Source organism: Haloferax chudinovii (assembly GCF_042663345.1).
Taxonomy (GTDB): Archaea; Halobacteriota; Halobacteria; order Halobacteriales; family Haloferacaceae; genus Haloferax; species Haloferax chudinovii.
Window position 1 is genome coordinate 54,264 of the sequence record NZ_JBHTAB010000005.1, and the last position, 25,495, is coordinate 79,758.

Genomic DNA, 25,495 nt, shown 5'->3' on the forward strand with positions numbered 1-25,495 from the left:
GACCCCGCCGGAGTACTCAGTTTAGCGACCAGAAGCCGTAGGTGAGCGCGGCGGCGAACCCCGTCCACAGGAGATAGGGGACGAGGAGGGCGGCGGCGCGCCGGTCGACGGCGGCGAACTCGCGCATCGTCGCCAGAATCGCCGCGAGGAGGACGACGATGACCGCGAGGCCGAGTGCGGGGGACTGCAGTCCGAAGAACGCCGCGGACCACGCGACGTTGACGACGAGGTGCCCGACGAAGACGGCGAGCGCTCGCTCGCGGCGGGGGTGGTCGCGGCGGGAGACGAGCCACGCGGCGACGCCCATCAGGGTGAAAAGCGTCACCCAGACCGGGCCGAACACCCAGTTCGGCGGGGCGAGCCACGGCCGAGCGAGCGTCGCGTACCACGAACCCACGGCGGTGACGGTGAAGACGCTCCCGAGCGCGCCAGCGAGTTGCGCGAGGACGACCCACGCGAGCAGTTCGACCGCCGGCCGCCGCCGGAGTGAAGCGAGTTCCATACCCCTCGTACGCTCGGGAGGGAAAAGAACGACGCGGCCCGTGCGGGCGAAATTGAAGGGAATCGGGCGTCTGCGTCCATTTCCCGGAACTGTTTTACCCGACGGTAGACCAGAGTTTGGCAATGAGCGAACTCGAAGCGGAGTACCGCCTCGACTACTTCGAGGAGGAGGGCTTCTACCGGAAGCAATGCCCCGTGACGGGCGTCCACTTCTGGACACGAGACCCGGACCGCGAGACCTGCGGCGAACCGCCGGCCGACGACTACACCTTCATCGACAACCCCGGCTTCGACGAGGAGTACACTCTCGAAGAGATGCGCGAGAAGTTCCTCTCTTTCTTCGAGGACCACGACCACGAGCGCATCGACCCCTACCCGGTCGCCGCGAACCGCTGGCGCGACGACGTGCTCTTGACGCAGGCCTCTATCTACGACTTCCAGCCGCTCGTCACGTCCGGCGAGACGCCGCCGCCGGCCAACCCGCTGACCGTCTCCCAGCCCTGCATCCGGATGCAGGACATCGACAACGTGGGCAAGACCGGCCGCCACACGATGGCGTTCGAGATGATGGCCCACCACGCGTTCAACGCCCGCGAGGAGGCCGGCGACAAGTACGCCTACGAGGGCGAGGTCTACTGGAAAGACGAGACGGTCCGCCTCTGCGACGAGTTCTTCGAGTCGCTCGGCGCGGACATCTCCGAAATCACCTACATCGAGGACCCGTGGGTCGGCGGCGGCAACGCCGGGCCCGCCTTCGAGGTGCTCTACCGCGGTGCCGAACTCGCCACCCTCGTCTTCATGTCGATGAAGCAGGACCCCGACGGCGAGTACGAACTCAAGGACGGCAACACCTACTCGCCGATGGACACCTACATCGTCGACACCGGCTACGGGCTCGAACGGTGGACGTGGGTGTCGCAGGGGACGCCGACGGTGTACGAGGCCGTCTACCCCGACATGATAGAGTTCCTGAAGGACAACGTCGGCATCGAGCACACCGACGAGGAGGAGGAGCTCATCCACCGCGCGGCGAAGCTCTCGGGCCACCTCGACATCGACGAAATCGACGACCTCGCCACCGCGCGCGCCGGCGTCGCGGGCGAGCTCGGCGTCGACGAGGCCGAACTCACCGCGCTTCTCCGCCCGCTCGAAGACATCTACGCCATCGCGGACCACTGCCGCACGCTCGCGTACATGTTCGGCGACGGCATCGTCCCCTCGAACGTCGGGACGGGCTACCTCGCCCGCATGGTCCTCCGGCGCACCAAGCGCCTCGTGGACAACCTCGGCGTGGACGCCCCGCTCGACGAGCTCGTGGATATGCAGGCCGAGCGGCTGGACTACCAGAACCGCGACACCATCCGCGACATCGTCCGTAGCGAGGAGCGCAAGTACAGACAGACGCTCGAACGCGGCTCCCGCAAGGTCCAACAGCTCGCCGACGACTACGCCGACAAGGACGAACCCATCCCGGTCGACGAACTCATCGAGCTGTACGACTCCCACGGCATCCAGCCCGACATGGTGCAGGAAATCGCCGAGGAGCGCGGCGCGACCGTCGACATCCCCGACGACTTCTACTCGCTCGTCGCCGACCGCCACGAGCAGGTCGACGACGGGGTCGAGGCCGAGGAGCGCGACGACCGCCTCGGCGACCTGCCGGCGACGGACAAGCTCTACTACGACGACCAGGAGCGCACCGAGTTCGAGGCCGTCGTCCTCGACGTGTTCGACCGCGAGGAGGGCTACGACGTGGTCCTCGACCAGACGATGTTCTACCCCGAAGGCGGCGGCCAGCCCGCCGACCACGGCTCGCTCGCCACCGACGACACGACCGTCGAGGTGACCGACGTGCAGATGGTGGGCGACGTGGTGCTCCACCGCACCGACGACGACCCCGGCAAGGGCGAGTTCGTCCGCGGCCAGCTCGACGCAGAGCGCCGCAGTCGGCTTATGCGCCACCACACGGCGACTCACGTCATCGGCCACGCCATCCGGTCGGTCCTCGGCGACCACATCCGGCAGGCCGGCGCGTCGAAGGGCGTCGACCGCTCGCGGCTCGACGTGACCCACTACGAGCGCATCACCCGCGAGGAGGTAACACAGATAGAGCGCGTCGCCAACGAGATCGTGATGCGGAACATCCCGGTCAAACAGGAGTGGCCGGACCGCCGCGACGCCGAGAAGAAGTACGGCTTCGACCTGTATCAGGGCGGCATCCCGCCGGGCGAGCAGATTCGCCTCATCCACGTCGGCACCGACGTGCAGGCCTGCGGCGGCACCCACGTCAAGCGCACCGGCGACATCGGGGCCATCAAGGTGCTGACCACGGAGCCCGTTCAGGACGGCGTCGAGCGCGTCGTCTTCGCGGCGGGCGACGCGGCCATCGAGGCCACCCAGCGCACCGAGGACGCGCTGTACGGCGCGGCCGACGTGCTCGACGTGAACCCCGCGGACGTGCCCGAGACGGCCGAGCGCTTCTTCACCGAGTGGAAAGAGCGCGGCAAGACCATCGACCGTCTGAAGACGGAACTCGCCGAGGCGCGCGCCGCGGCCGGCGCGGACGAAATCGACATCGACGGCACGCCCGTCGTCGTCCAGCGCCTCGACGGCGACGCTGACGAACTCCGCGCGACCGCCAACGCGCTGGTCGAGGAGGGGAACGTCGCCGTTCTCGGCTCCGCCGCGGGCGGGAGCGCCCAGTTCGTCGTCGGCGTCCCCGACGACGTCGGCATCAACGCCGGGCAGGTCGTCGGCGAACTCGCCGGCAAAGTCGGCGGCGGCGGCGGCGGCCCCGCGGACTTCGCGCAGGGCGGCGGCCCCGACGTGGACGCGCTCGACGACGCGCTCGACGAGGCCCCCGACGTGCTCCGGACGGTCCTGAACGCCTGAGTCGCTCCCGCGGCTCCCGCGAGTTCGCTGTTTTGCTGTTTTGCTGTTTCGCGTCCGAGACGGACGCCCTAAGTCGCTCGCCCGCCGAGCCTCCGGTATGCCCACGGCAGTCGCGGACGGGGTCGAACTGTACTACGACAGCGAGGGCGACGGCGAGACGGTCGCCTTCGTCGGCGACGCGGGCTACGGCGCGTGGCAGTGGGGCTGGCAACACGCCGCCGTCGCCGGCCCCTACGAGAGCCTCGTGACCGACCTCCGCGGGGCCGGCCGCTCCGACGCCCCCGCGGGACCGTACTCGGTCGAGACGTTGGTCTCCGACCTCGTGGCCGTCCTCGCGGACGCGAACGTCCGGAAGGCCCACCTCGTCGGGTTCGGTCTCGGCGGGCTGGTCGCGCTGGAGGCCGCGCGGACGACGAACCGCGTTCGGAGCCTCGTCCTCGTCGGCACCGCCGCCTCGGGAGCGGGAATCGACCCCGACCCGCTGTCCGCCGCACCCGGCGACCCGGCCGCACTCCGCGAGTCGCTCGCACCGGCGCTCTCCGAGGCGTTCCGCGCGGAACAGCCCGAGGTGGTCGACCAACTCGTCTCGTGGCGCGAACGGGAAGACGCCGACCCGGAGGCGTGGGCGGCGCAGGCCGCCGCCGTCGCCGACTACGACGCCGGCCCGCTGTACGAGGTGACGGTTCCGACGGTCGTCCTCCACGGCGACGACGACCCGGTCTGGCCGGCCGAGGGGGGCCGCGCGCTGGCCGAGGGACTCCCGCGCGCCGAGTTCGAGTCGTTCGCGGGCGCGCGGCACCTCGTCACCGTCGAGCGGTCTCGACTCGTCAACGACGCGCTCGTCTCCTTTCTCGACTCGGTCGGCGACGACTGAGCGTCGCTCCGGCGCGTTCGACCCGTGTTCGCCCCGCGGTCGCCGCCGCCGTCGCCCCTCACAGATGCCGGCAGCGAGCGTTCCGGGCGCAACTTCTTTAGAGCCACACCGATTGTCTCTCCACGATGACTCGCCCGCGACTCGCGTTCTTGGACGCCTCCCACGGCGATTCGAGCACGTCACGAAACTTCAGGCGCGAACTCGACGCCGACCTCGTCGAGTTCGACGTGACCGACGGCCGTCTCCCCGACCACTTCGACTACGACGGCGTCGTTATCAGCGGTTCGTCGTCGTCGGTCTACTGGGACGAGCCGTGGATTCGAAGCCTCGTGTCGTGGGTCGCCGACGCCGACGAGCGCGGCCTCCCCCTCTTGGGCGTCTGTTTCGGCCATCAGGTCGTCGCGGCGGCCCTCGGCGGCACCGTCGAGGACATGGGCGCGTTCGAACTCGGCTACAACGAAATCGAGCGCACCCGTCCCGACGACACCGACGACATCCTCGCCGGCATCGACGAGCGGTTCACCGTCTTCACCTCTCACGGCGACCGGGTGACCGAACTCCCGTCGGGCGCGGACCTCCTCGCCGAAAACGAGTTCGGCGTCCACGCGTTCCGCCGGAACCACGCCTTCGGCGTCCAGTTCCACCCCGAGTACGACACCGACACCGCCGAGGCCATCGCCCGGCAGAAGGAGTTCCTCCCCGACGAGCGGATTCGGTCGGTCGTCGACGGCATCACGCCGGAGAACTACGCCGCCGCCTGCGAGGCCAAGCGCCTGTTCGACAACTTCGTCGGCTACGTGAACCGGGCGAACGCGGGCTCGGTCGAATCAGCGGCCTGAGCGTCGGGACCGTCGCCGGCCGTTTTCGAGCCGTATCCGAGTCGCCGCCGGGTCGCGCCCGACTCGCTTTCGTCACCGACTTTCCGGTCGTCAGTCCGCCGTGAATCTCGACCGAGCGAATCGCTTTTCACCGGGCCGGTCGCAGGGTCTATCATGCTCGATTATCTGGAATTGGAGGGCGACCTGACCGGCGAAGAGAAACTCGTCCGCGACGAGGCCCGGCGCTTCGTCGACGAGCAGGTCAAACCCGACATCGGCGAGCACTACGAGGCCGGGACGTTCCCGACCGAACTCATCCCGCAGATGGGCGAACTCGGCTTCTACGCGCCCAACCTCGACGGCTACGGCCTCCCCGGTCTCGGCGAGCGCGCCTACGGCCTCCTGATGCAGGAACTCGAAGCCGGCGACTCCGGCCTCCGGTCGATGGCGAGCGTGCAGGGGTCGCTCGTCATCTATCCCATCCACGCCTACGGCTCCGACGAGCAGAAACAGCGATGGCTCCCGAAGCTCGGGTCGGGCGAGGCGGTCGGCTGTTTCGGCCTGACCGAACCGCAACACGGCTCGGACCCGTCGGGGATGGAGACCCGCGCCGAGCGCGACGCCGACGGCTACGTCCTCAACGGCTCGAAGACGTGGATTACGAACTCGCCCATCGCCGACGTGGCGGTCGTCTGGGCGCGTGACGTGTCGGCGGAGGGGTCGCCGGTCCGCGGGTTCCTCGTCGAGACCGACCGCGACGGGGTGGCGACGAACGAAATCGAGGGGAAACTCTCGATGCGCGCGTCGGTCACGGGCGAAATCGGCCTCGACGACGTCCGGGTCCCCGAGGAGGATGTCCTCCCCGGCGTCGAGGGGATGAAGGGACCGCTTTCGTGTCTCACGCAGGCGCGGTTCGGCATCGCGTGGGGCGTCGTCGGCGCGGCGCGCGACGCCTTCGAGGACGCCCGTCAGTACGCGAAGGACCGCGACCAGTTCGGCGGGCCAATCGCGCGGTTCCAACTCCAGCAGGGCAAACTCGCGGAGATGGCGACCCAAATCACGAACGCGCAACTGATGGCCCACCGCCTCGCCGACCTCAAAGAGCGCGGCGACCTGCGACACCAGCAGGTGTCGATGGCGAAGCGTCACAACGTCCGCGTCGCCCGCGAGGTGACCCGAACCGCCCGCGAGATGCTCGGCGGCAACGGCATCACGACGGACTACTCGCCGATGCGCCACATGGAGAACATCGAGACCGTCTACACCTACGAGGGGACCGACGACATCCATACGCTCGTCCTCGGCGCTGATCTGACGGGAATCGAAGCATTCGAGTAGGACTCGGGAGCGGACGCCCCCGCGGCTTTCGCGGTCGTGCGTGAAACATGACAACAGTGCACATACATTTATGTCTCCACGTCCATAGGTTACGATAGAGGCCCCACAATGACCACATCGGCCCAGGACCGTCCGACGGCGCTCGACCTCTCTCGCGAAGAGACGTGGGTCGTCCACGCCGCGTTGCTCGACGCCATCGAGCGGGCGGTCGATGCAGACGAAGAGCCGACGCCGGCCCCCGGCCTGCTCGCGCGGGTCGAGGCCGGCGACGAGGATTTCGACAGCGCCGAACTCGACTATCTCGTAGATGCCCTCCGAACGTATCGGACACAGGCCCCCACCCGGGACGACCACCACATCTCGCGCGTCCTCGAACACATCGAGGCCGCGCGGGTATAGTCGCCCGACTGACGTTCGCCCGCTGGTTTCTTTTCGCCGCCGAAGCCCCCAGCGGCTGTCTTCTTCGGGGCCCGTCGCTGACGCGTCCCGGTCGTCTCTCGGCTGTCTCCCGACGACTGACACCGACACCGACCTCGACACCGACACCGACCTCGACACCGATACCGACCTCGACCCCGATTCCGTCTCCGATTTCTCGCATCGTCGATGCGGACGTTTTAGTACCCGGTGCGGCCAACGCCCGGCGATGGCTATCGACTCGAACTTCGACCAGAACCGGGAGCGAGCGGGCGACGAAAACGGCGTCGCCGTCTGGGGGCCCGTCGAACCGCCGGCGAAACTCGGCATCCACGGTACCCACGTCGCCGTCGACTACGACATCTGTCTCGCGGACGGGGCGTGCCTCGAAAACTGCCCCGTCGACGTGTTCACGTGGGTCGACACGCCCGACCACCCGGTGAGCGAGACAAAGGTCGAACCGACCAACGAGGACCAGTGTATCGACTGTATGCTCTGTGTCGACATCTGCCCCGTCGACGCCATCGACGTGGACGCCTCGCGGCAGGCCTGACACGAAGACCAGACGTTATCTCCCCGCGCCGCGTCGCGTCGGCTATGGGTCTCATCCACACCGCGCTCGTCGTCTCGGACATCGACGCCACGCTCGACTTCTACGCCGACCTCGGCCTCGAACGGACCAACGAGTTCGAACTCGACGGCGTCAGGAACGTCTACGTCGGCAGTGACGACACCGACATGGAACTGCAGTTCAAGTACGACCCGAGCTCGGCGGCGCGCGTCGAACCCGCCGGTATCGACCACGTCGCGGTCGAGGTCGCCGACGCCGACCGCGCGTTCGAGGACATCGTCGAGGCACAGTCGCCGGAGGTCGTCAAGCCACCGGTCGACATCGACCCGGCGAACGCCCGCGCGGCGTTCGTGAAGGACCCCGACGGCTACGTCGTCGAACTCGTCGCGCTCGAAGACTGACCCGCCCCACGCCGCCGACCCGTCTCAGACGCCGATTTTCGCCGACGCCGACGGCTCGACCACCCCCCGACTCGCCGCGGCGAACAGCTATTTGTTGCCAGAGCGTCAATACGAAGTCGCTATGTCCGAGGACGTAACTGCGCTGTTGAAGCGCGCCTATCAGGACGAGATCGAGACGGTGATGAACTACATGACGAACTCTATCGTCCTCGACGGCGTCCGGGCCGAGGAGATAAAGCAGTCCCTCCAGACCGATATCCAAGAGGAGCTCACCCACGCGGAGCAACTCGGGAACCGACTGAAGCAACTCGACGAGAAACCGCCGGGCTCCGCGTCCTTCGAGGCGCGCCAGCACGACCTCCAGCCACCCGAGGACAGCACGGACGTGCTCGCCGTCATCAACGGCGTCCTCGCGGCCGAGGAGGACGCCATCGAGACCTACCGCGCGCTCATCGACGCGGCGGAGGAGGCCAACGACCCCGTCACCGAGGACCTCGCCGTGACCATCCTCGCCGACGAGGAGGCCCACCGGACCGAGTTCCGCGGCTTCAAGAAAGAGTACGACCGCGAATAGGCCCACTGGACGCCGACCGACTGGCCAGCGCACGAGGGTTCGACAACTCTCTGTATTCACTATTTTCGAAAAATGTGTCACCATCAACCCGTATCTAATAAATTATAATCTGTTACAGAAGTAGTATTCCCAGTTCTTCGAAAGGGGGGTTTGTTTTTATCAATCCGTCGCTCGAACGACCGGTATGAGCACTGAACGCGGCAAGGGAACGGTCGCGGTCGTCGGCGGCGCGGGCGCGGTCGGGTCGAGCACGGCGTTCGCGCTGATGGAGAGCAGTCTCGTGGGCGAAATCGTCCTCGTCGACATCGCCGAAGAGCGCGTCGCGGGCGAGGCGATGGACCTCAACCACGGGTCGTACTTCACGTCGCCGGTCCGGGTGCGGACGGGCGACTACGAGGACTGCTGGGACGCCGACGTGGTCATCGTCACCGCCGGGGCCAGCCAGAAACCGGACGAGACCCGCCTCGACCTGATGGAGCGGAACGCCGACATCTTCGCCGACATGATTCCGCAGATTACCGAGGGGCTGAACGACGACGCCGTGATGCTCATCGTTACCAACCCCGTCGACGTGCTGTCGTACGTCACGTGGAAGGTGTCGGACCTGCCGGCCGAGCGCGTCATCGGCTCGGGGACCGTCCTCGACACGTCGCGGTTCCGCCACTCGCTCAGCCGGGAGTTCGACCTCGACCCGGCGAACGTCCACGCCTACGTCATCGGCGAGCACGGCGACAGCGAGGTGCTCGTTTGGAGTTCGGCGAACCTCGGCGGCATCCCGTTCGAGTCGTACGCCGAGAGCCACGGCGTCGACGACATAGATGCGCTCAAGGCCAGCGTCGAAGCGGAGGTGCGCGAGGCCGCCTACGAGATTATCGAGCGCAAGGAGCGGACGAACTACGGCGTCGCGCGCTCGGTGGCCGCGACCACGGAACGCATCCTCGGCGACGACAACTCCATCCTCACCGTCTCGACGCTCGTCTCGGGCGAACACGGCATCGACGACGTCTACATGAGCCTCCCGTGTACCGTCAACCAAGGCGGCGTCCGCGACGTCCACGAGTTCGACCTCTCGGCGGACGAGACGGCGGCGCTCCGGGAGTCGGCGGGCGTCATCCGCGAGTCTCTCGACCGCTTGGACCTACAGTAAAATAGCCGCGCCGCCGACTCAGTCGGCCGACGCGGGCGTCGTATCCGTGCCCGCTTCCGTCGCCGCGGCGGTCTTCGCGTCGAGGGCCTCCACGACCAGTTCGGCGATGTCCACGACGTCGATGTCGTCCTCGTAGTCGCCGGTCTTGCGGCCGTCTTCGTACATCGTCGCGCACATCGGGCAGGCGACGACGAACCGCTCCACGCCGCCGGCCGTGTCGTCGAGCGCCTCGCGCAGGCGCTCTTCGGACGGCTTCGACTCCTCGTCGTGGTCCATCCAGAGGCCGCCGCCGCCGCCGCCGCAACAGAACGACTGGTCGCGGTTGCGGGGCATCTCGGCGAGTTCGACGCCGGTCGCGCGGATGACCTCGCGGGGCGCTTCGTACTCGCCGTTGTAGCGGCCGAGGTGACACGGGTCGTGATAGGTGACCGTCTGGGCGGCGAGTTCGTCGCCCGCGAGGCCGAGGCGGTCGTCGCCGACGAGGCGCTCGACCAGTTGGGTGTAGTGGTACACCGGGTAGTCGAACGAGTCGTCCATCTCCGGGTACTCGTTTTTGAACGTGTTGTACGAGTGCGGGTCGGTGCAGACGATTTTGTCGAACTCGCAGTCGGCCATGGCGGCGACGTTGTCCTCGACGAGCATCTCGTAGAGACCCTCCTCGCCGACGCGGCGCACGTCGTTGCCGTCGTGTCCTTCGTCCTCGTAGAGGATACCGTAGGAGACGCCGGCTTCCTCGAAGATGCGGGCCAGCGAGCGGGCGACGGCGCGGTTGCGCTCGTCGTAGGAGGGGTAGTCGCCGACGTACCAGAGGAACTCGACGGGCTCCTCGCGGGCGTCGGGCACCTCGAAGTCGAGGTCGTCGGTCCAGTCGGGGCGCTTGCGCTGTGGGTCGCCGAAGGCGTTGCCGTTCTGGAAGATGTTCATCATCGCCTCCTGTACCGGCTCTTGCTGTTGGCCCGTCTCGGTGAGTCGGCGGTTCATCTCGGTGAAGTGCGTCAGGTGTTCGATATCGACCGGGCAGGCGTCCATGCAGGCCATGCAGGCCATGCAGGACTCCATCGACTCGGCGTCGACGACGGAGGTGCCGCCGTCCGCGACGATGTCGACGGAGTCGCCGCCGGCGTCGACCGACTCGCGGTAGGTCTTCAGGTCGAGAATCACGTCCCGCGGGTCGAGGTTGCGGCCGGAGGCCTTCGCCGGGCAGGCGTCGGTACAGCGGCCGCACTTCGTGCAGGCGTCCATGTCGAGCATCGCCTTCCACGAGAAGTCGTCCTCGGAGACGTAGCCGATTTCGTCCGGCGGCGTGTCCGCGGGCACCGCCGGGAGGCGCGTGCCGGCCTTCTCGTCTGCGGTGACGACGTTGGCGAAGGAGGTGAGCATGTGCAGGGGCTTGGCGTAGGGGACGGCGGCGACGAACGCCAAGGCGAGAAGCGCGTGGGACCACCAGCCGACCCAGTAGAGCGTCTGCGCGAGGCCCTGTCCCATGCCCGCGGTCTCGAACGCGAGGGCGACGAAGTAGCCGACGAAGCTCACCGTCTCGAAGTCGGGAAAGTCGGTGCCGACGATGCGGATGCCTTCGAGGACGTAGCCGCCGACGCCGAGGAGAAAGAGCGTCCAGACGAACGCGGCGTCCTCGAAGCCGGTGTGTTTCCCCCACAGCCGCGGGTGTCGGACCCCGTAGCGCCGCCACAGCGCCATCCCGACGCCGACGACGAACGCGAGACCCATGAAGTCCATGACGAACGAGTACGAGCGGTAGAAGTCGCCGACGAAGAAGGAACTCCCCGTCAGCCGCCGCCACACGTCGATGTCGATGGCGAGGATGGTCGTCCCGATGAGGAGCGTCAGGAAGCCCCACATGATGAACGCGTGCATCACGCCGGCGAACCGGTCGCGCTTGAACTGCTTTTCGTTGGAGAACACCACTTTCGCCGCCCGAACCGTCCGCCCCGGCAGGTCGGACAGTCGGTCGAAGGGGTCCTCGCCGCCGCGCGCGTACCGAGCGAACCGCTCGTACACCCCGTAGAGGAAGACGAGCGACGCGATGACGGCGAGACCGTAGAAGACCGCCTCGCCGACCGGACTAATCGTCCAGAACGTCTCCCGTGTAACATCCGCCTGTGCCGCAAAGTCCATAATCATTCACCGGAGAACGGCGGGTTAAATCTTGTCACCCGAGGCGTGTCGGTCGGTGGATTACGGCCCCCCGGCGACCTCAGAGCGCGGCGCTCGCGAGGAGCGCGGCGGCGAGGACGAGTCCGGGCGCGTCGCGCCGACCGAACCGAGTCTCGGGGAGCGTCGGGTTCCACGCGAAACACCGAGCGCGGAGGGCGAGCGCGAGCGCGTCGGCCCGCGCGAACGACCGTCGGAGGCCGCCGGCGGCGACGAGCGAGAGCCGTTCGTCCAGCCGTCGTTCGCTCCCGAGGCGGGCCGCCTGCGCCTCGCGGACGCGGCGCAGGTCGCGGCGGACCAAGGGGAGAAACCGGAAGACGAGGGCGACGCCGACGCCGAGGGTGACGCCGACGCGACCCGGAACGAGTCGCTGAATCGCCGCCCGGGACTCGCGCACGGGCGTCGTCCTGACGTACGCCGCCGCGACGAAGAAGACCAAAAGCACGCGGACGCTGGCGAGCGCCGGCTCGACGGCCGCCTCGGGGTCGAACCACGGTGCGCCGAGGCGGGCGGCCTCGACGACCGGGCCGAGCGCGAGGAACGGAATCGCATAGCGGAGGTCGCGGAGGGCCGAGATGGGGGACGCGTCGGCGGCACGGAGACAGCTCGCGGCGACGACCCCGAGGGCGACGAGCCCGGCGGGCGTCGTGTGCGCGAAGCCGGCCGCGGCGAAGGCGACCTGCACCGCGAGCTTGGTCCGCGGGTCGAGTCGGTGGGCGAGGCTGTCGCCCGGTTCGTAGGTCAACACGGCGGTCGAACGTCGAGGTCGGAGAGGCGGTCTGCGGCCTCGTCGGGCGCGGCGTTGAGGGCGACGTCGCCGTCGGCGAGGACGACCACGCGGTCGGCCAGTTCGGCCACGTCGCGCAGGTCGTGGGTGACGACGACGAGGCTCGTCTCCTCGGCGCGGAGGTCGCGGAGGCGCGCGAGCACGGAGCGCCGGGCGGGTTCGTCGAGGCCGGTGAACGGCTCATCCAAGACGAGGTGGTCGGGGCGCATCGCCAGCGCGCCGGCGATGGCGAGCCGTTCGACCTCACCGCCGGAGAGGGCGTCGACGCGCTCGTCTTCCCGGCCGTCGAGGTTGACCGCGCCCAGCGACTCGCTGACGCGGCGGTCGATTTCGTCGCGGTCGAGGCCGAGGTTCTCCGGGCCGAACGCCACGTCAGCGCCGACGGTCGCGGCGACCAGTTGGTCTTCGGGGTGCTGGAACACCATCGCCACCGCGGTCCGGGCGGCGACGAGGTGGTCCGAGACGGACCGGCCGTTGACCGAGACTGTCCCCTCGTCGGGGTCGAGCAGGCCGTTGAAATGCCGGACGAGCGTGGTCTTGCCGGAGCCGTTCGCGCCCGCGACGATGACGCACTCGCCGTCGTCGACGGTGAGGTCGACCCCGTCGACCGCGACGGTGTCGCCGTAGCGGTGGACGAGGTCGTCGACGCGAATCATCTACTGGGCGGCGACGGCGTCGGAGCGGACGATACCGACCGCGGCGGCGATTTTGAACGCCTCGGCGGGGATGAACGCGGCGGACGCCGTCCAGAAGGCGGATTCGAGACCGACGCGCTGGACGTACGCGAAGCCGAGCGTCCCGACGGCGTAGACGACGACGGTGCCCGCGACCATCGCGCCGACGAGTCGGACGGTGCTCACGCGGTGGTCGCCGATGTCGACGCCGCCGTGGACGACGAGGCCGACGACGGCCGCGGCGACGGGGTACGACCAGAGGTAGCCGGCGGTCGGCCCGACGAGCGGCGCGAGCCCGGCGGAGCCGCCGGCGAACACCGGCGCGCCGAGGCCGCCCGCGACGAGATAGAGCGCGATGGAGCCGCCGCCCCAGACGGGGCCGAGGAAGATGCCCGCGAGGAAGACGACGAGCACCTGCATCGTCACCGGAATCGGCGAGACGGGGTTCGGGAACGAGACGTAACTGCCCGCGCCCATGAGCGCCGCGAACAGGGCGGCGCGGGCGATGTTGCCGACGAGTTCGTCGCCGACGAGTTCGACTGACTCGCGTTCGGTTGCCATGCCAGTCGCTGTCTCGTAAACCCAGTTTAACTTATCGGTTTACAGAGTGCGCGGGCGGGGAGCCGGTTCGAGGCACGTCGGTCGATTCGAGTCGTCTCGCCGGCGCTCGGGCGGCTCTCGGGTCAGCATCATTAAAGACGCTGGACGTGCCATTCTCAGGGTATGGACGAGAAGACCGCCGAACTCCGCGACATCTTCATCGAGGCGACCGGCTCGGACACCGTGACCGAACAGCAGTCCGAGTCGCGCGGGTCGCTCGCCGACGTGGACGACCCCGAAGCGGTCCGCGAGCGCGTCCGCGACATCGTGGCGACGATGCGCGAGCGATACGCGTTCGACGCCGATTTCGACGACGACGCGCTCGTCGCGCTGGTCGTCGGTTTCTTCGACGGCGACTCCGACGCCGACCTCGCGGTCGAACTCGACGCGTCGCCCGAGGCGGTTCGCACCGCCCGGTTCGACCTCCACCTCGTCCGCGACGCCGACCGCGAGTTCCCGTTCGACGCCGACCGCTTCGACAACCTGCTCGTCGACGGCGCGGACGACGAGACCATCGCCGAGGCCCTCGACGTGCCCGTCGAGGTCGTCGCCGAGTGCCGACCCGTCGCCGAGGCGGATATCCGTTCGAGCCGGGCCAACTACCGCTTCCGTGACGACTTCGCGGAGCTGTTGACCGACGACGACCTCTCGAACCGGATGGCGGAAGACGCCCGCCGCGACGGCCTCCGCGAGGCGACCGAGGACATCGAGACCGACGTGTCACTGTAGCGGTCGGTCAGACGACGAAGGTTCTTAACCGATTGGGGACATACCCCTGTGCCATGGCGCAGGCCCCCCAGAACCGAGACCTGACGGAGCGGTTCATCGAGTTCTACCGAAACTACTATCGAGAGGAGATCGGGACGCTCGCACAGCAGTACCCGAAGGAAAAGCGGTCGCTGTACATCGATTACGACGACCTCTATCGGTTCGACGCGGAGCTCGCGGACGACTACATCACGAAGCCCGGCCAGTTTCAGGAGTACGCGGAGGAGGCCCTGCGCCTGTTCGACCTCCCCGCGGACGTGAAGCTCGGGCAGGCGCACGTCCGGATGCGCAACCTCCCCGAAACGGTCGACATCCGGAACATCCGGGTCAACGACGACCACATCGGGACGCTCATCTCGGTGCAGGGCATCGTCCGCAAGGCGACCGACGTGCGCCCGAAGATTACTGAGGCCGCCTTCGAGTGCCAGCGCTGTGGGACGATGAGCTACGTCCCGCAGGGCGACGGCGGCTTTCAGGAGCCACACGAGTGTCAGGGATGCGAGCGTCAGGGGCCGTTCCGCATCGACTTCGACCAGTCGAACTTCATCGACTCCCAGAAACTGCGCGTTCAGGAGTCTCCCGAGGGCCTGCGAGGGGGCGAGACACCGCAGAACATCGATATCAACCTCTCTGACGACGTGACCGGCAAAGTCACCGCGGGCGACCACGTCACCGCCGTCGGCGTCCTCCACATCGAACAGCAGACCTCGGGCAACGAGAAGACGCCCGTCTTCGACTACTACATGGAGGGCATCTCGCTCACCATCGAGGACGAGGAGTTCGAGGACATGGAAATCTCCGACGAGGACGTGGCCGAAATCGTCGAGCTCTCGAACGACCCGGCCATCTACGAGAAGATGGTCGAGTCCGTCGCGCCCGCCATCTACGGCTACGAGCAAGAGAAGATGGCCATGATTCTCCAGCTGTTTTCGGGCGTCACGAAGCACCTGCCCGACGGGTCACGGATTCGCGGCGACCTGCACATGCTGTTGATAGGGGACCCCGGGACCGGGAAGTGTGTCGACGGCGACACCCGCGTGACGCTCGCCGACGGGCGCGACGTGCCGATTCGAGAGTTGGTCGAATCGAACCTCGACGACCCGAAACCAATCGACGACGGCGTCTGGGACACCGCGGACTTCACCGTCCCGTCGCTCGGCCCCGACGGAACGCTCGCGCCGCGACAGGCGACGAAAGTCTGGAAGCGAGAGGCCCCGGACCGGATGCTCCGTATCCGGACGAACACCGGCCGCGAAATCGAGGTCACCCCGTCCCACCCGTTGTTCACCCGTACCGACGGGATGACGACCGCGGTCAGAGCGGACGAGCTAACCGAAGGCGCGTTCCTCGCGGCACCGCGTTCGCTTCCGGCGACGGGTCGGGACGAACTCGACGTCGAGTTCCGCCGGTCGAAGTCGCATAACGCGATCCGACTCGACCTCCCGGACGAGTGGCAGCCATGGCTCGCCCGGCTCGTCGGATACATCGTCGCCGAGGGGTACGTCGAACGACGCGACGATTCGACCGGGTTCGTCTCAGTCACGAACAACGACCGCGAAGTGCTCGACGACGTGGCAGACGCGTTCGACCGTCTCGGCGTCAACTACTTCGAGCGGTCCCCGCACGAAGAAAAGAGCGCGCGGGAGGTCATCTGTGGGTCCGGAGAGTTCGTGAGCTTCCTCGAAAACCTCTGTCCGATGCTCTTAGCCGGGTCGGCCGAGCGACGAATCCCGGAACAGATCATGTCTGCGAGCGCGAACACCGGCCGGGCGTTCCTCCGCGCGCTCATCGAGGGCGAAGGCCACGTCTCGGCGAGTCAACGAGAGATAACGGTCGCCTCGATGAGTCACGAACTCCTCGAAGACGTTCGGACGCTCCTGCTCACCACTGGTATCCGGTCGCAACTGCGCCCACGACACAACGGGAGCTACCGGCTCCGAATCAGCGGCGACGACTTCGAGACGTACGTCGACGAAATCGGATTCGTGACCGAACGGAAATCGCTCGCAACCGCCGAAGTCGCGGGAACCAACGGGAACACGAACACCGACCCGATTCCCGCCGGCGGAGAGCTTCGGGAACTCCGCGAGGCACTCGGGCTCACGCAGACCGAGTGTGGGCTTCCGCGGTCGACGTACCAGCACTACGAACGAGGCGACCGTAACCCGAGCCGCGGAAGCCTCGCTCGCGTCGTCTCGGCGTTCGAAGATGCACTACTGAGCCGAGACGGCGAAGAGGCACGAGCGGTCGCCGACGGTGGCGTCTCTGTCACAGACCGCGTCTCTGAGCTCCGGTCGCTCGTCGACGGTACCGTCGCTTGGGAGTGCATCGAGTCGATAGAGCGCGTCGAACCCGCCGAAGAGTGGGTGTACGACCTCGAAGTCGAAGGCACCCACAGCTACGTTTCCAACGGGCTCGTCTCGCACAACTCCCAGATGCTGTCGTATATCCGCCACATCGCGCCTCGCTCGGTCTACACGTCCGGTAAAGGGTCGTCCTCGGCGGGTCTCACCGCCGCGGCCGTCCGCGACGACTTCGGCGACGGCCAGCAGTGGACGCTCGAAGCCGGCGCGCTCGTCCTCGCGGACAAGGGTATCGCGGCGGTCGACGAACTCGACAAGATGCGGCCCGAGGACCGCTCTGCGATGCACGAGGGCCTCGAACAACAGCAGATTTCGGTCTCGAAGGCCGGCATCAACGCGACGCTGAAGTCGCGGTGTTCGCTCCTCGGCGCGGCGAACCCGAAGTACGGCCGCTTCGACCAGTACGAGCCGATCGGCGAGCAGATCGACCTCGAACCCGCGCTCATCTCCCGGTTCGACCTCATCTTCACGGTCACGGACGACCCCGACCCCGACGAGGACTCGAAGCTCGCAGACCACATCCTCAAGACGAACTACGCGGGCGAGTTGAACACCCAGCGGACGAACGTCGCCAACTCCGAGTTCACCGAACAGCAGGTCGACGCCGTCACCGACGAGGTCGCGCCCACCATCGACGCGGACCTGCTTCGCAAGTACATCGCCTACTCGAAGCGCACCTGCTACCCGACGATGACCGACGAGGCGAAACAGGTCATCCGCGACTTCTACGTGGACTTCCGCGCCCGCGGTGCGGACGAGGACGCGCCCGTCCCCGTGACCGCCCGGAAGCTCGAAGCGCTCGTCCGCCTCGGCGAGGCCTCGGCCCGCGTCCGCCTCTCGGACAAGGTGACCCGCGAGGACGCAGAGCGCGTCACGGGCATCGTCGAGTCCTGCCTGCGCGACATCGGTATGGACCCCGAGACCGGCGAGTTCGACGCCGACATCGTCGAGACGGGTCGCTCGAAGACCCAGCGCGACCGCATCAAGAACCTGCTCGAACTCATCCGCACCATGCAGGAAGAGTACGAGGAGGGCGCGCCCCACGAGGAGGTCCTCGAACGCGCCAACAGCGAGCTGAACATGGACGAGAAGACGGTCAACGACCAGCTGGACAAGCTCAAGATGAAAGGCGACATCTACGAGCCTCGCGGCGACGTGTACCGCGCGACCTGAGCCGTCGCTCGGCTTTCGCGCCCGCCCGCGACTCGGGTCCGCCCGGAACCGACGAACTTAGTGGAGCGTGCGCTGAGGGGACAGACGACCGATGGACCGAATCTCCGCCATCCGCAACATCGAAGACGCCATCCGCGACCTCGAATCGGGTGACGCGGACCTCGCCAGCACCGAGCGGCGCGTCGTGACCGTCCTCCGGACGTTCGCGACGGAGTTCGAAGACGACGCCGGCGACGGGACGCTCGACGCGTGGACGGCCGTCGGCGACGACCGCGCGGAGGGGCTCGTCGTCCTCGCCGCCGACGCCGCCGACGCGCGGGCGCGGGTCAGAGACCTCCTCGACGAGGCGACCGGCGACGCCGACGACGTGTCGTTCTCGGTCGAGGAGGTCTGAGACGCATCTCGCGGGGATTCGAATATGAGGCTTAGCACCACGCACCACCGTCCGCACAACCGCCAGACGAGTGACCTGCGGTGCCGCTGTCGAACGATTTTTCTCCCGGCTCCGTGACCGGGCGTGCGTGCTGTTGGTCGTGACTTACTCGCAGGCGGCGCGGACGACGCTTCGGAACATCTGTCGGACCCACGAGGAGGTGGTGGTCCGACGGCTGGGTCGCGCCGCGCTGTTCGACGAGACGGAGTTGGCCGCCTTCCTCGCGCTTCGGCTTCGGGAGAAACACGACGAAGCCGTTCAAATCGAGCGAACCGAGCCGTTCAACGAGTTCGCGGCCGTCCCCGATGCGGTCCGCGAGGCCGCGGCGGCCTACGAGGACCGCGAGTCGCCGGCGACGCCGTACAGCAAGTTCGCCTCGGGAACCGACCACCCGTCGGCCGCGGAGATGAAGCGCCGCGAGCTATGAGGCTCCGACTCCCCGACGGGTCCGTCTACGAAGGGTCGGCAATCGACCTCGCCAGCGAATCGGTCGACATTGACGCCGACGCCGTCGTCGCCGCGGTACGGGCGGACGACGGGACCGACGCGACGGACCCGGGCCCGCTTCGAATCGACTGCCCGTCGCCCGGTCCCGGTCACGACCGACTCGGCAGAGTCCCCGTCTCCGCGTCGTCTCCGTCTCGCGGATGGCTCCTCGCGGCGGTCGGTCGGTCGCGCGGCCGCCGCGCTCCCGTCGCCGACGACCTCGCCCGACTCGAAGCGAGACTCGCCGAGCACCGCGACCGTGCGGCCGAGGAGGTGGAGGCGGACGAACGCGAAGGCGTCGACACCTCGGCGGCCGCGCTCCGAGACGCCCGTCGCCGCGTCGCCGCCGCCGGAGACGACGAATCTCGACTGAGAGAGCGCGTCGCGACCCTCCGCGGGCGGGTGAACGCCCACCGTGACGCCGGCGACGACGAGGCGACCGCCGCGGCGCGCGAGGAACTCGTCTCGGCGGCGACTGAGCTCTCGGAAGTCGAGACAGAGCGCGTCGCGGCCGAACAGCGGCTTTCGGCGCTCGAACGCGCGGTCAGAGCCGACCGAGACGGGCGGGAGGCGCGACTCAAGCTCGCAGACGCGGTCGAGAACCGCCGCCGCGAGGCGCGGGCGCACTTCGCGGCCGAACTCGGCGAGGCGTTCGAGGCGGCGCTTCGAGACCTCGCGTCGCTCCCGGCGACGGCGACCCCGGCGGTCGACTCGCCGCCCGGGCCGGCGGCCCTCGAATCGGACCCCGTCGCCCGCGCGCTGGCCGCCGTCCGCCTCGCCGACCTGTCCGCGCCGGTTGTCCTCTCGTGCGGCCGGTTCTCGGACGCCGAGGCCGCCGCGGACTGGCTCGGCGTGCCGGTTGTTCGGTGTTGACCGCCCGACGGTCCGCCGGGTCGCTCCGGGCGTTGATTTATATACGAAGCCGCGGCCACCCCCGCTATGCACACCGATATCGACGTGACCGCGGACGACGGCGTCGCCCTCGTCTCGGTCCGAATCGACAACGACTCGCCGGTCGCCCGCCGCCTCAGGGTTCGCAACCGCCTCGATGGACCGGTGCTTCCGCCGCGTCGCGCCGGCGTTCCCGAACCCGGCTGGGACGACGAAGGCTTCGACGGCGTCGTCCCCGCGGGTTCGACCGTCGCGCTCGGCTACGCCGTTGCCCTGTCGCCGTCGGCCGACCGCGACGTCGCGCCCACCGACGTCGACAGTTCCCCGGAGCGTGCGGTCGACATCGAGGTCCTCGGCCGCGCCGACGAGTCGGAACGGGCCGCCGATTCGACGCCCGAGGACGCGGTTCGGACGCTCGGTTCGGCGCGACCGCCGGCCGACGCGGTTCCCGTCTCGTCTGACCCGTCGTCGACGGTCGCCGAGTCGGGAGCGCCTGAGTCGGCGACGCCCGAACCGACTCACGCGACGACCCCCGAGTCCGGCGACGAGCGACCCGACTCGCTTTCGCAATCGGAACGGGCCGCCGCCTCCGACCGCACCGGACCGTCCGAACGGCCGACGGACGCCGACGTGTCGTCGGCGCTCGAGGCTCGCGAGGCGCGCGGGCACGAGACCGACCAGTCGGTCCAGTCGGCGTCTCTCGCGACCGTCGAGCGTCGCATCGAACTCGCCGAGCGACTGGACGGCGCGTCGGTCGCGGACGCCGCGGCCGCGCTCTCTGAGGCCGACGCCGGCGTCGAGGCGCTCGACTCGCTCGACGCGGACCGAGCGCGCCTCCGCCGGTTGGCGGCGCGGGCGACGGCGCTCGCGGACCGCGCGGCCGACGCCGACCCCGACGCGGACGCGCTCCGGAGGCTCGCGTGATTCTCGCGGTCGTCTCCGGGAAGGGCGGCGTCGGGAAGTCGACGCTGTCGTTCGAACTCGCGGCGGCACTCGGCGCGGTCGTCGTCGACGCGGACCTCGGGATGGCGAACCTCCCGTACGCGCCCGGCCCCGACCTCCACGACGTGCTCGCGGGGCGGGCGGACCCGGTCGAAGCCGTCCGCTCGGGCGGGCCGGTCTCGATACTCCCGTGCGGTCGGACGCTCGCCGGCGCGCGCGCCGCCGACGTTCGCCTCCTCGCCGATGCGCTTCGCGCGGTCGAGGCGGCCCACGGCGACGTGGTCGTGGACTGTCCCGCCGGGATGCGCGCCGACACCGGCGTTCCGCTCGCCGTCGCCGACGCCTGCGTCGTGGTCGCGTCGCCGAAGGGCTACGCGCTGGCCGACGCGGTTCGGACCCGCGAACTCGCGCGGGAACTCGGGTGCGGACTCGCCGCCGTCGCGGTCAACCGCGTCGTCGACGCGGTGCCCCTCGACGCCTTCGCCGACGTGCTCGGTGCGCCGGCGACGGAGGTCCCAGCGGACGCGCGGCTCTCCGAGGCGGTCGAGCGGTTCGAGCCGGTCGTCGCGTCGTCGCCGGAGAGCCTTCCCAGTACTCGGATTCGGGAGCTCGCGGACGCGGTCCGGGTGAGCGGTCGGTAGAAGCGTCGTCTCGGCTTCGGTTCGGTCGCGCGACAGTAGGTCGGTTCTCGGTTCGTCGCTTCGGCTTCGATTTCGGTCAGCGAGCCGCCACGGCCACAGTCCGCCGTCCCCGTCTCACTCGCGGAGCGCCACGTACGTCTTGCGGAGCGTCACGGGCGTCACGTCGCCCACGTCGGCGGCCTCGGCCTGCGTGCAGTCTTCCCCGCGGTCGCACGCGGCGGTGTAGAGACACGCGGCGGCGACGCCGCAGGGGTTCTTGCCCCCCACGAGCCCCGCGTCGCGGGCGTCGGCGACGTACTCGCGCGCCCGCCGTTCGGTGTCGCTGTCGAGGTCGAGTTTGGTCGCGAACCGCGGCAGGTACTCGGTCGGGTCGGCGGGCGCGACGGGGAGGCCGAGGTCGCGGTTGAGCGCGCCGTAGGCCGCTTGGTGCTCCGCCTCGGTCGACTTCGACACGTCGCAGACCTCCTCGACGCTCCGGGAGACGCCGGCGACGCGACAGGCGGCGTAGACGCAGGCCGCGGCGAACCCTTCGAGCGAGCGACCGCGCAGGAGGTCTTCGTTCTGGGCGGACTCGAACAGCGAACACGCCTGGTCGCGGATGTGGTTCGGGAGCGACAGGGCGCTCGTCACGCGGCGAATCTCGGTGAAGGCGTACACCTGATTGCGCTCGCGCTTGGTCGAGATGCGAGCGCGGTTGTGCTGACGGCGCATGCGGGCGAACTGCCGGCGCTTGCGGCCCTTGATACGCGTCGAACGGCCGATTTCGGTCGACAGGCCGCGGTCGTGGCGCGACCGGGTAAGCGGCGCGCCGGTGCGGGCGGGGTTGCGGTCGTCGTCGGCGAACGAGCGCCACTCGGGACCGTGGTCGATGCGGTACTCCGAGACGACGAGGCCGCAGTCCGTACAGACCGTCTCGCCGGCCTCGAAACCGAGGTGTCCGTCGCATTCGGGGCAACCCTTGGGGGAGCGTGCTTCACTCATCACAATTGAAAATCGGTCTCGAAGAGGTATTTAAACACGGGTCAAAGCGGGGTTCGAACCCCGCTCTCGGCTGATAGAGCCTACCGGTTACCGGTACGTTTAGCTATCAAAGTTGATATTCATTGGCAACGCTTTTGATGGAACGGTGTTGAACTCCGGTCAATGGGGTTGTCGGATATCGCCGCCGCGTTAGAGACGACGACGACTGAACAGCGTTCGCGCCGCGTCCCGACCGTCGACGACACCGAGGTTTCCCTCCGCGAGCGCTTCGAGGCGCACGCAGACGCGCTCCCCTGTGCGCCTGCGGCGGCGGAGCGGGTTGTCGAAGCACACGGCTCGGGCACGTCAATCGGAGAGAGCGCGCGCGACGCGGGCGTCGCGCCGGTCACGGCGGCGAAGCTCTTGCACCGTTGCGGCGAGGCGGGCGTGACGCCCCTCGCGCCCGAGGCGCGACGCATCGTCCGCGATTGGGTCGACGGGCGAATCTCACGGGCCGACGCGCTCGCGCTCACCGGTGCGGAGCCGTCGGAGTTCGCGCTCGCGACGTACATCGAGACGCACGACCCCATCGCCCCCCTCGTCGAAGCCGTCGAGGGCGCGCTGACCGACCGCACCGACGCGGCCGTCGCCAAGCGCGACTCGCTGGCCGAGACGATGAGTTCGGTCACCGACATGCAGTTCTGACGCGGGACGCGCCTCCCCACCCCTGTTTTCGGCTCGGATTCCGAGCTCGCGAGCGGCGGCGCTCGTCGGCTGTCTGTCGCTCCGTCCGAAACGCGGTCGATGCTCCGCGCGCTCAGCGACGGACGTACTCGCTGACCGAGCCGAGGACCCCGTCGGTGGCGGCCGCAGATTCGATTTCGACGTCGAGGAGGACCTCCGCGACCGCGCCGACGCCCGCCGCGAGTTCGGCGTCATCGCGGCACACCGGCGCGTCGGCGATGCCGTCCGCCTCGGTTTCGGGGACGACGACGTCCGCGTCGCGGAGTTCGCCGAACGTGGAGACGACGGCGTCGACGTCGGTGCCGATGTCGGCGGCCCGCGCGCTGAGGCGACCGACGGCGTCGGCACCGCGGTCCGTGGCGGGTGCGACGAGCGCGACTCGGTCGCAGGCCGCGGCGGCGGCGACCGTCTGGTTCGAGGCGAGAAGCGGCGCGTCGACGAGGACGTGGTCGAAGCCGTCTGCGGCCTCGGCGATGCGCCCCTCGAACGCCCGCGCGGCGTCGGGCGTCATCGCCCGCGCGAGTCGCTCGAACGGGGCCGCGGCCGGGCAGACGGCGACGCGCCCCTCGGCGTCGGGGTCGAACGCGACCAGTCCCGATTCGAGCGGCACGTCCGCGGCGTCGGTGACGAGCGCCGTCGCGTCGGGGTCGAGCGCCCCCGAGACGTAGTCCGAGAGTCCCTGCGTGGCGAACGCCGCGTCGAGGACGGCCACGTCGCGGCCGTCGTCCGCGAGCGCCGCGGCGAGTTCGAGCGTCAGTCGGGTCGTCCCTGCGCCGCCGGTGGCCCCGACCAGCGCGCTGGTGGTGGGAATCGACATACTGCGATTGCTCGGGTGCTCAGATTAATAGCTTCGGTCGCCCGCCGTCAGCGCCGCCGGACGCGCGACTACGCCGTCCACTCCCCGTCGGCCGACTCCGGTTTCGAACCCCGTGGGTCATCCGCACAGGCCCGGTAGAAACAGACTTTGTAGCTCCGTCCGACGAGCGTGGTGACCGTCGAGCCGACGGCCACGACGGCGATGTCGACCGCCGACATCGGCGCTTGAAACGCCGCCACCGCGCCGGCGACGGTGGTCGCCCCGTCGAGGGTGACGAACCAGAGCACCGGTAGGTCGACGACCGAGGTCGCGACGGTCGCTACGACCGCGTAGCCGACGACCTGCCGGAGGTTGCCGAAGACGAAGTCGACGCTACGGCTGAGCGACCCGGCCGCGGTCTTCCCGTCGAGGACGACGGCGGTGTCGAAGAAGGTGAAGACGTAGACGACGGCCGCGAAGACCGCGAAGGCCACCCCGGCGGCGGCGAGTTCGACGAGCGTGAGGCTCGCGGAGCCGTTCAGCACCGCAGTGACTCGGTCGAAGCCGAGAGACCCGATGAGCCCCCCGAGGACGACCATCGCGACGACGAGCACCACGAGGCCGGCGAGAAGCGTCGCACCGAGCAGGCTGACGTAGTAGCGCTGTGCCGCGGTAGACGCACGCAGGTCGGTGTCGGAGCCGGGACGCGCGCCGTCGATAACGGTGTAGAACGCGCCGGTAAGCGCCGGCAGGGCGAACAACTGAAGAATCGAGCCGACGGCTCCGGCCGAGCCGGAGGCGTTGTTCAACGCGGTGATAACCCCGAACGCGAGGGCGAACGCGACGAGCACCGGCGTGTCGGTGACGATGCGGAGGGCCGTTCGAAACGATTGGAGGACTGTCACGCCGCTCGGTACTCGCGGCGGCCATATGTGTGTTTACATCGACACGATTGGCGAGTGAGCGCGGCGTCGGCAGGAACGAGGTCGGTGCCTTCAGCCCGAGATGGCCGCCTCGATGTCGGCCAGTTCTTCGTCGGAGAGGTCGGGTCGCTCGCCCGCGACGGCGTGGATGGGACTGCCGCCGTCACCCTCGAACCGCGGGACGATATGGACGTGGACGTGGTCGACTTCCTGCCCGGCGGCGGGGCCGTCGTTGATGCCGACGTTCGTCGCGTCGGCGTCGACGGCCGCCTCGACCCGCGGGAGGAGGCCGTGCACGGCGGCAAAGAGGTCGGCCGCCGCGTCGGCCGGCACCTCGTCGAGGCGGGCGTGGTGCGCTTTCGGGACGACGAGCGTGTGGCCGGGCGCGAGCGGGTTGGCGTCGAGGAACGCAAGCGTGTGCTCGGTCTCGTGGACGATTCGGCCGGGGATGTCGCCGTCGACGATGGCACAGAAGATGCAGTCGGACATACGTCGGATGTCGATTGGTGAGGAAAAGAAAGTTCGGACCGGCTCGGGGTCGGGGCCGAGTCAGTACCGCTCGGCGGACCGTTCGCGGTCGGCGTCGGTGCGCGGCTCGGTCGACGCGGC

Annotated in this window: 26 protein-coding genes; 17 read left to right on the plus strand and 9 right to left on the minus strand. The window is 68.9% G+C overall.

All coding sequences use genetic code 11. The features are described 5' to 3' along the window. Positions 1-16 precede the first annotated feature (16 nt). Positions 17-502 (minus strand): TspO/MBR family protein, encoded by a 486-nt coding sequence (locus ACFQI8_RS10920; RefSeq protein ID WP_390244685.1) that lies wholly within the window; start codon positions 500-502, stop codon positions 17-19. 122 nt (positions 503-624) lie between these two features. On the opposite strand from ACFQI8_RS10920, the gene alaS reads away from it, so the two are divergent. From alaS to ACFQI8_RS10965, 9 genes are all read left to right on the plus strand, one after another. Further along, positions 625-3,393 carry an alanine--tRNA ligase gene (alaS, locus tag ACFQI8_RS10925; protein ID WP_390244687.1) on the plus strand — a complete coding sequence of 923 codons (2,769 nt, stop codon included), beginning with the start codon at positions 625-627 and terminating at the stop codon, positions 3,391-3,393. Positions 3,394-3,490: 97 nt separating this feature from the next. Further along, the gene (locus ACFQI8_RS10930; RefSeq protein WP_390244689.1) at positions 3,491-4,267 is read left to right on the plus strand and encodes an alpha/beta fold hydrolase; all 777 of its coding nucleotides are present in this window, start codon (positions 3,491-3,493) and stop codon (positions 4,265-4,267) included. A gap of 125 nt (positions 4,268-4,392) precedes the next feature. Next, positions 4,393-5,106 carry a type 1 glutamine amidotransferase gene (locus ACFQI8_RS10935; RefSeq protein ID WP_390244691.1) on the plus strand — a complete coding sequence of 238 codons (714 nt, stop codon included), beginning with the start codon at positions 4,393-4,395 and terminating at the stop codon, positions 5,104-5,106. 153 nt (positions 5,107-5,259) lie between these two features. Then, positions 5,260-6,423, plus strand: a complete 1,164-nt coding sequence (locus tag ACFQI8_RS10940; protein ID WP_390244693.1) for an acyl-CoA dehydrogenase family protein — start codon at positions 5,260-5,262, stop codon at positions 6,421-6,423. A 108-nt stretch (positions 6,424-6,531) separates the two neighbouring features. After that, on the plus strand, positions 6,532-6,822 hold the full coding sequence (locus tag ACFQI8_RS10945; protein WP_390244695.1) for a DUF7853 family protein: 291 nt from the start codon (positions 6,532-6,534) through the stop codon (positions 6,820-6,822). Positions 6,823-7,069: 247 nt separating this feature from the next. Continuing rightward, positions 7,070-7,393 (plus strand): 4Fe-4S dicluster domain-containing protein, encoded by a 324-nt coding sequence (locus ACFQI8_RS10950; RefSeq protein ID WP_390244697.1) that lies wholly within the window; start codon positions 7,070-7,072, stop codon positions 7,391-7,393. 44 nt (positions 7,394-7,437) lie between these two features. Continuing rightward, the gene (locus tag ACFQI8_RS10955; protein WP_390244699.1) at positions 7,438-7,812 is read left to right on the plus strand and encodes a VOC family protein; all 375 of its coding nucleotides are present in this window, start codon (positions 7,438-7,440) and stop codon (positions 7,810-7,812) included. Positions 7,813-7,933: 121 nt separating this feature from the next. After that, positions 7,934-8,386, plus strand: coding sequence for a ferritin-like domain-containing protein (locus tag ACFQI8_RS10960; protein ID WP_148413716.1), 453 nt, complete (start codon positions 7,934-7,936; stop codon positions 8,384-8,386). Positions 8,387-8,570: 184 nt separating this feature from the next. Further along, positions 8,571-9,533, plus strand: coding sequence for an L-lactate dehydrogenase (locus ACFQI8_RS10965; protein ID WP_390244701.1), 963 nt, complete (start codon positions 8,571-8,573; stop codon positions 9,531-9,533). Positions 9,534-9,551: 18 nt separating this feature from the next. Here ACFQI8_RS10965 and ACFQI8_RS10970 read toward each other — a convergent pair whose 3' ends face one another. The 4 genes from ACFQI8_RS10970 to ACFQI8_RS10985 form a co-directional block, all read right to left on the minus strand. Beyond that, complete coding sequence (locus tag ACFQI8_RS10970; protein WP_390244703.1) at positions 9,552-11,669, minus strand: (Fe-S)-binding protein; 2,118 nt, start codon at positions 11,667-11,669, stop codon at positions 9,552-9,554. Between the two features lie 79 nt (positions 11,670-11,748). Next, positions 11,749-12,453: an energy-coupling factor transporter transmembrane component T family protein gene (locus tag ACFQI8_RS10975; protein ID WP_390244705.1), complete on the minus strand. Its 705-nt coding sequence runs from the start codon at positions 12,451-12,453 to the stop codon at positions 11,749-11,751. Further along, positions 12,447-13,148, minus strand: a complete 702-nt coding sequence (locus tag ACFQI8_RS10980; protein WP_390244707.1) for an energy-coupling factor ABC transporter ATP-binding protein — start codon at positions 13,146-13,148, stop codon at positions 12,447-12,449. The genes ACFQI8_RS10975 and ACFQI8_RS10980 overlap by 7 nt, the downstream gene beginning before the upstream one ends. Next, a complete protein-coding gene (locus ACFQI8_RS10985; RefSeq protein WP_390244709.1) occupies positions 13,149-13,727 on the minus strand; it encodes a biotin transporter BioY in 579 nt (192 codons plus the stop codon). 162 nt (positions 13,728-13,889) lie between these two features. Here ACFQI8_RS10985 and ACFQI8_RS10990 point away from each other — a divergent pair, with 162 nt between their 5' ends. From ACFQI8_RS10990 to ACFQI8_RS11020, 7 genes are all read left to right on the plus strand, one after another. Beyond that, positions 13,890-14,495: a conditioned medium-induced protein 4 gene (locus ACFQI8_RS10990; protein WP_390244711.1), complete on the plus strand. Its 606-nt coding sequence runs from the start codon at positions 13,890-13,892 to the stop codon at positions 14,493-14,495. A 53-nt stretch (positions 14,496-14,548) separates the two neighbouring features. Next, the gene (locus tag ACFQI8_RS10995) at positions 14,549-18,070 is read left to right on the plus strand and encodes an LAGLIDADG family homing endonuclease (protein WP_390244713.1); all 3,522 of its coding nucleotides are present in this window, start codon (positions 14,549-14,551) and stop codon (positions 18,068-18,070) included. A gap of 91 nt (positions 18,071-18,161) precedes the next feature. After that, positions 18,162-18,464 carry a DUF7854 family protein gene (locus ACFQI8_RS11000; RefSeq protein WP_390244715.1) on the plus strand — a complete coding sequence of 101 codons (303 nt, stop codon included), beginning with the start codon at positions 18,162-18,164 and terminating at the stop codon, positions 18,462-18,464. Between the two features lie 127 nt (positions 18,465-18,591). Further along, positions 18,592-18,930 carry a DUF7855 family protein gene (locus ACFQI8_RS11005; RefSeq protein WP_390244717.1) on the plus strand — a complete coding sequence of 113 codons (339 nt, stop codon included), beginning with the start codon at positions 18,592-18,594 and terminating at the stop codon, positions 18,928-18,930. After that, positions 18,927-19,862, plus strand: coding sequence for a DUF7856 family protein (locus tag ACFQI8_RS11010; RefSeq protein ID WP_390244719.1), 936 nt, complete (start codon positions 18,927-18,929; stop codon positions 19,860-19,862). Before ACFQI8_RS11005 ends, ACFQI8_RS11010 begins: the two co-directional genes overlap by 4 nt. 66 nt (positions 19,863-19,928) lie before the next feature. Further along, on the plus strand, positions 19,929-20,804 hold the full coding sequence (locus ACFQI8_RS11015; RefSeq protein ID WP_390244721.1) for a DUF7857 domain-containing protein: 876 nt from the start codon (positions 19,929-19,931) through the stop codon (positions 20,802-20,804). Next, positions 20,801-21,463, plus strand: a complete 663-nt coding sequence (locus ACFQI8_RS11020) for a P-loop NTPase (protein WP_390244723.1) — start codon at positions 20,801-20,803, stop codon at positions 21,461-21,463. The genes ACFQI8_RS11015 and ACFQI8_RS11020 overlap by 4 nt, the downstream gene beginning before the upstream one ends. Before the next feature lie 114 nt (positions 21,464-21,577). Here ACFQI8_RS11020 and ACFQI8_RS11025 read toward each other — a convergent pair whose 3' ends face one another. Continuing rightward, on the minus strand, positions 21,578-22,444 hold the full coding sequence (locus ACFQI8_RS11025) for a transcription initiation factor IIB (protein WP_390244725.1): 867 nt from the start codon (positions 22,442-22,444) through the stop codon (positions 21,578-21,580). 162 nt (positions 22,445-22,606) lie between these two features. Here ACFQI8_RS11025 and ACFQI8_RS11030 point away from each other — a divergent pair, with 162 nt between their 5' ends. Further along, a complete protein-coding gene (locus tag ACFQI8_RS11030; protein ID WP_390244727.1) occupies positions 22,607-23,128 on the plus strand; it encodes a DUF7858 family protein in 522 nt (173 codons plus the stop codon). Positions 23,129-23,240: 112 nt separating this feature from the next. Here ACFQI8_RS11030 and ACFQI8_RS11035 read toward each other — a convergent pair whose 3' ends face one another. From ACFQI8_RS11035 to ACFQI8_RS11045, 3 genes are all read right to left on the minus strand, one after another. Next, the gene (locus ACFQI8_RS11035; RefSeq protein ID WP_390244729.1) at positions 23,241-23,984 is read right to left on the minus strand and encodes a P-loop NTPase family protein; all 744 of its coding nucleotides are present in this window, start codon (positions 23,982-23,984) and stop codon (positions 23,241-23,243) included. Positions 23,985-24,052: 68 nt separating this feature from the next. After that, on the minus strand, positions 24,053-24,868 hold the full coding sequence (locus ACFQI8_RS11040) for a DUF7847 domain-containing protein (protein WP_390244731.1): 816 nt from the start codon (positions 24,866-24,868) through the stop codon (positions 24,053-24,055). Positions 24,869-24,958: 90 nt separating this feature from the next. After that, entirely contained in the window at positions 24,959-25,375 is a 417-nt protein-coding gene (locus ACFQI8_RS11045) for an HIT family protein (protein ID WP_390244733.1), read from the minus strand. Positions 25,376-25,495: the final 120 nt, after the last annotated feature.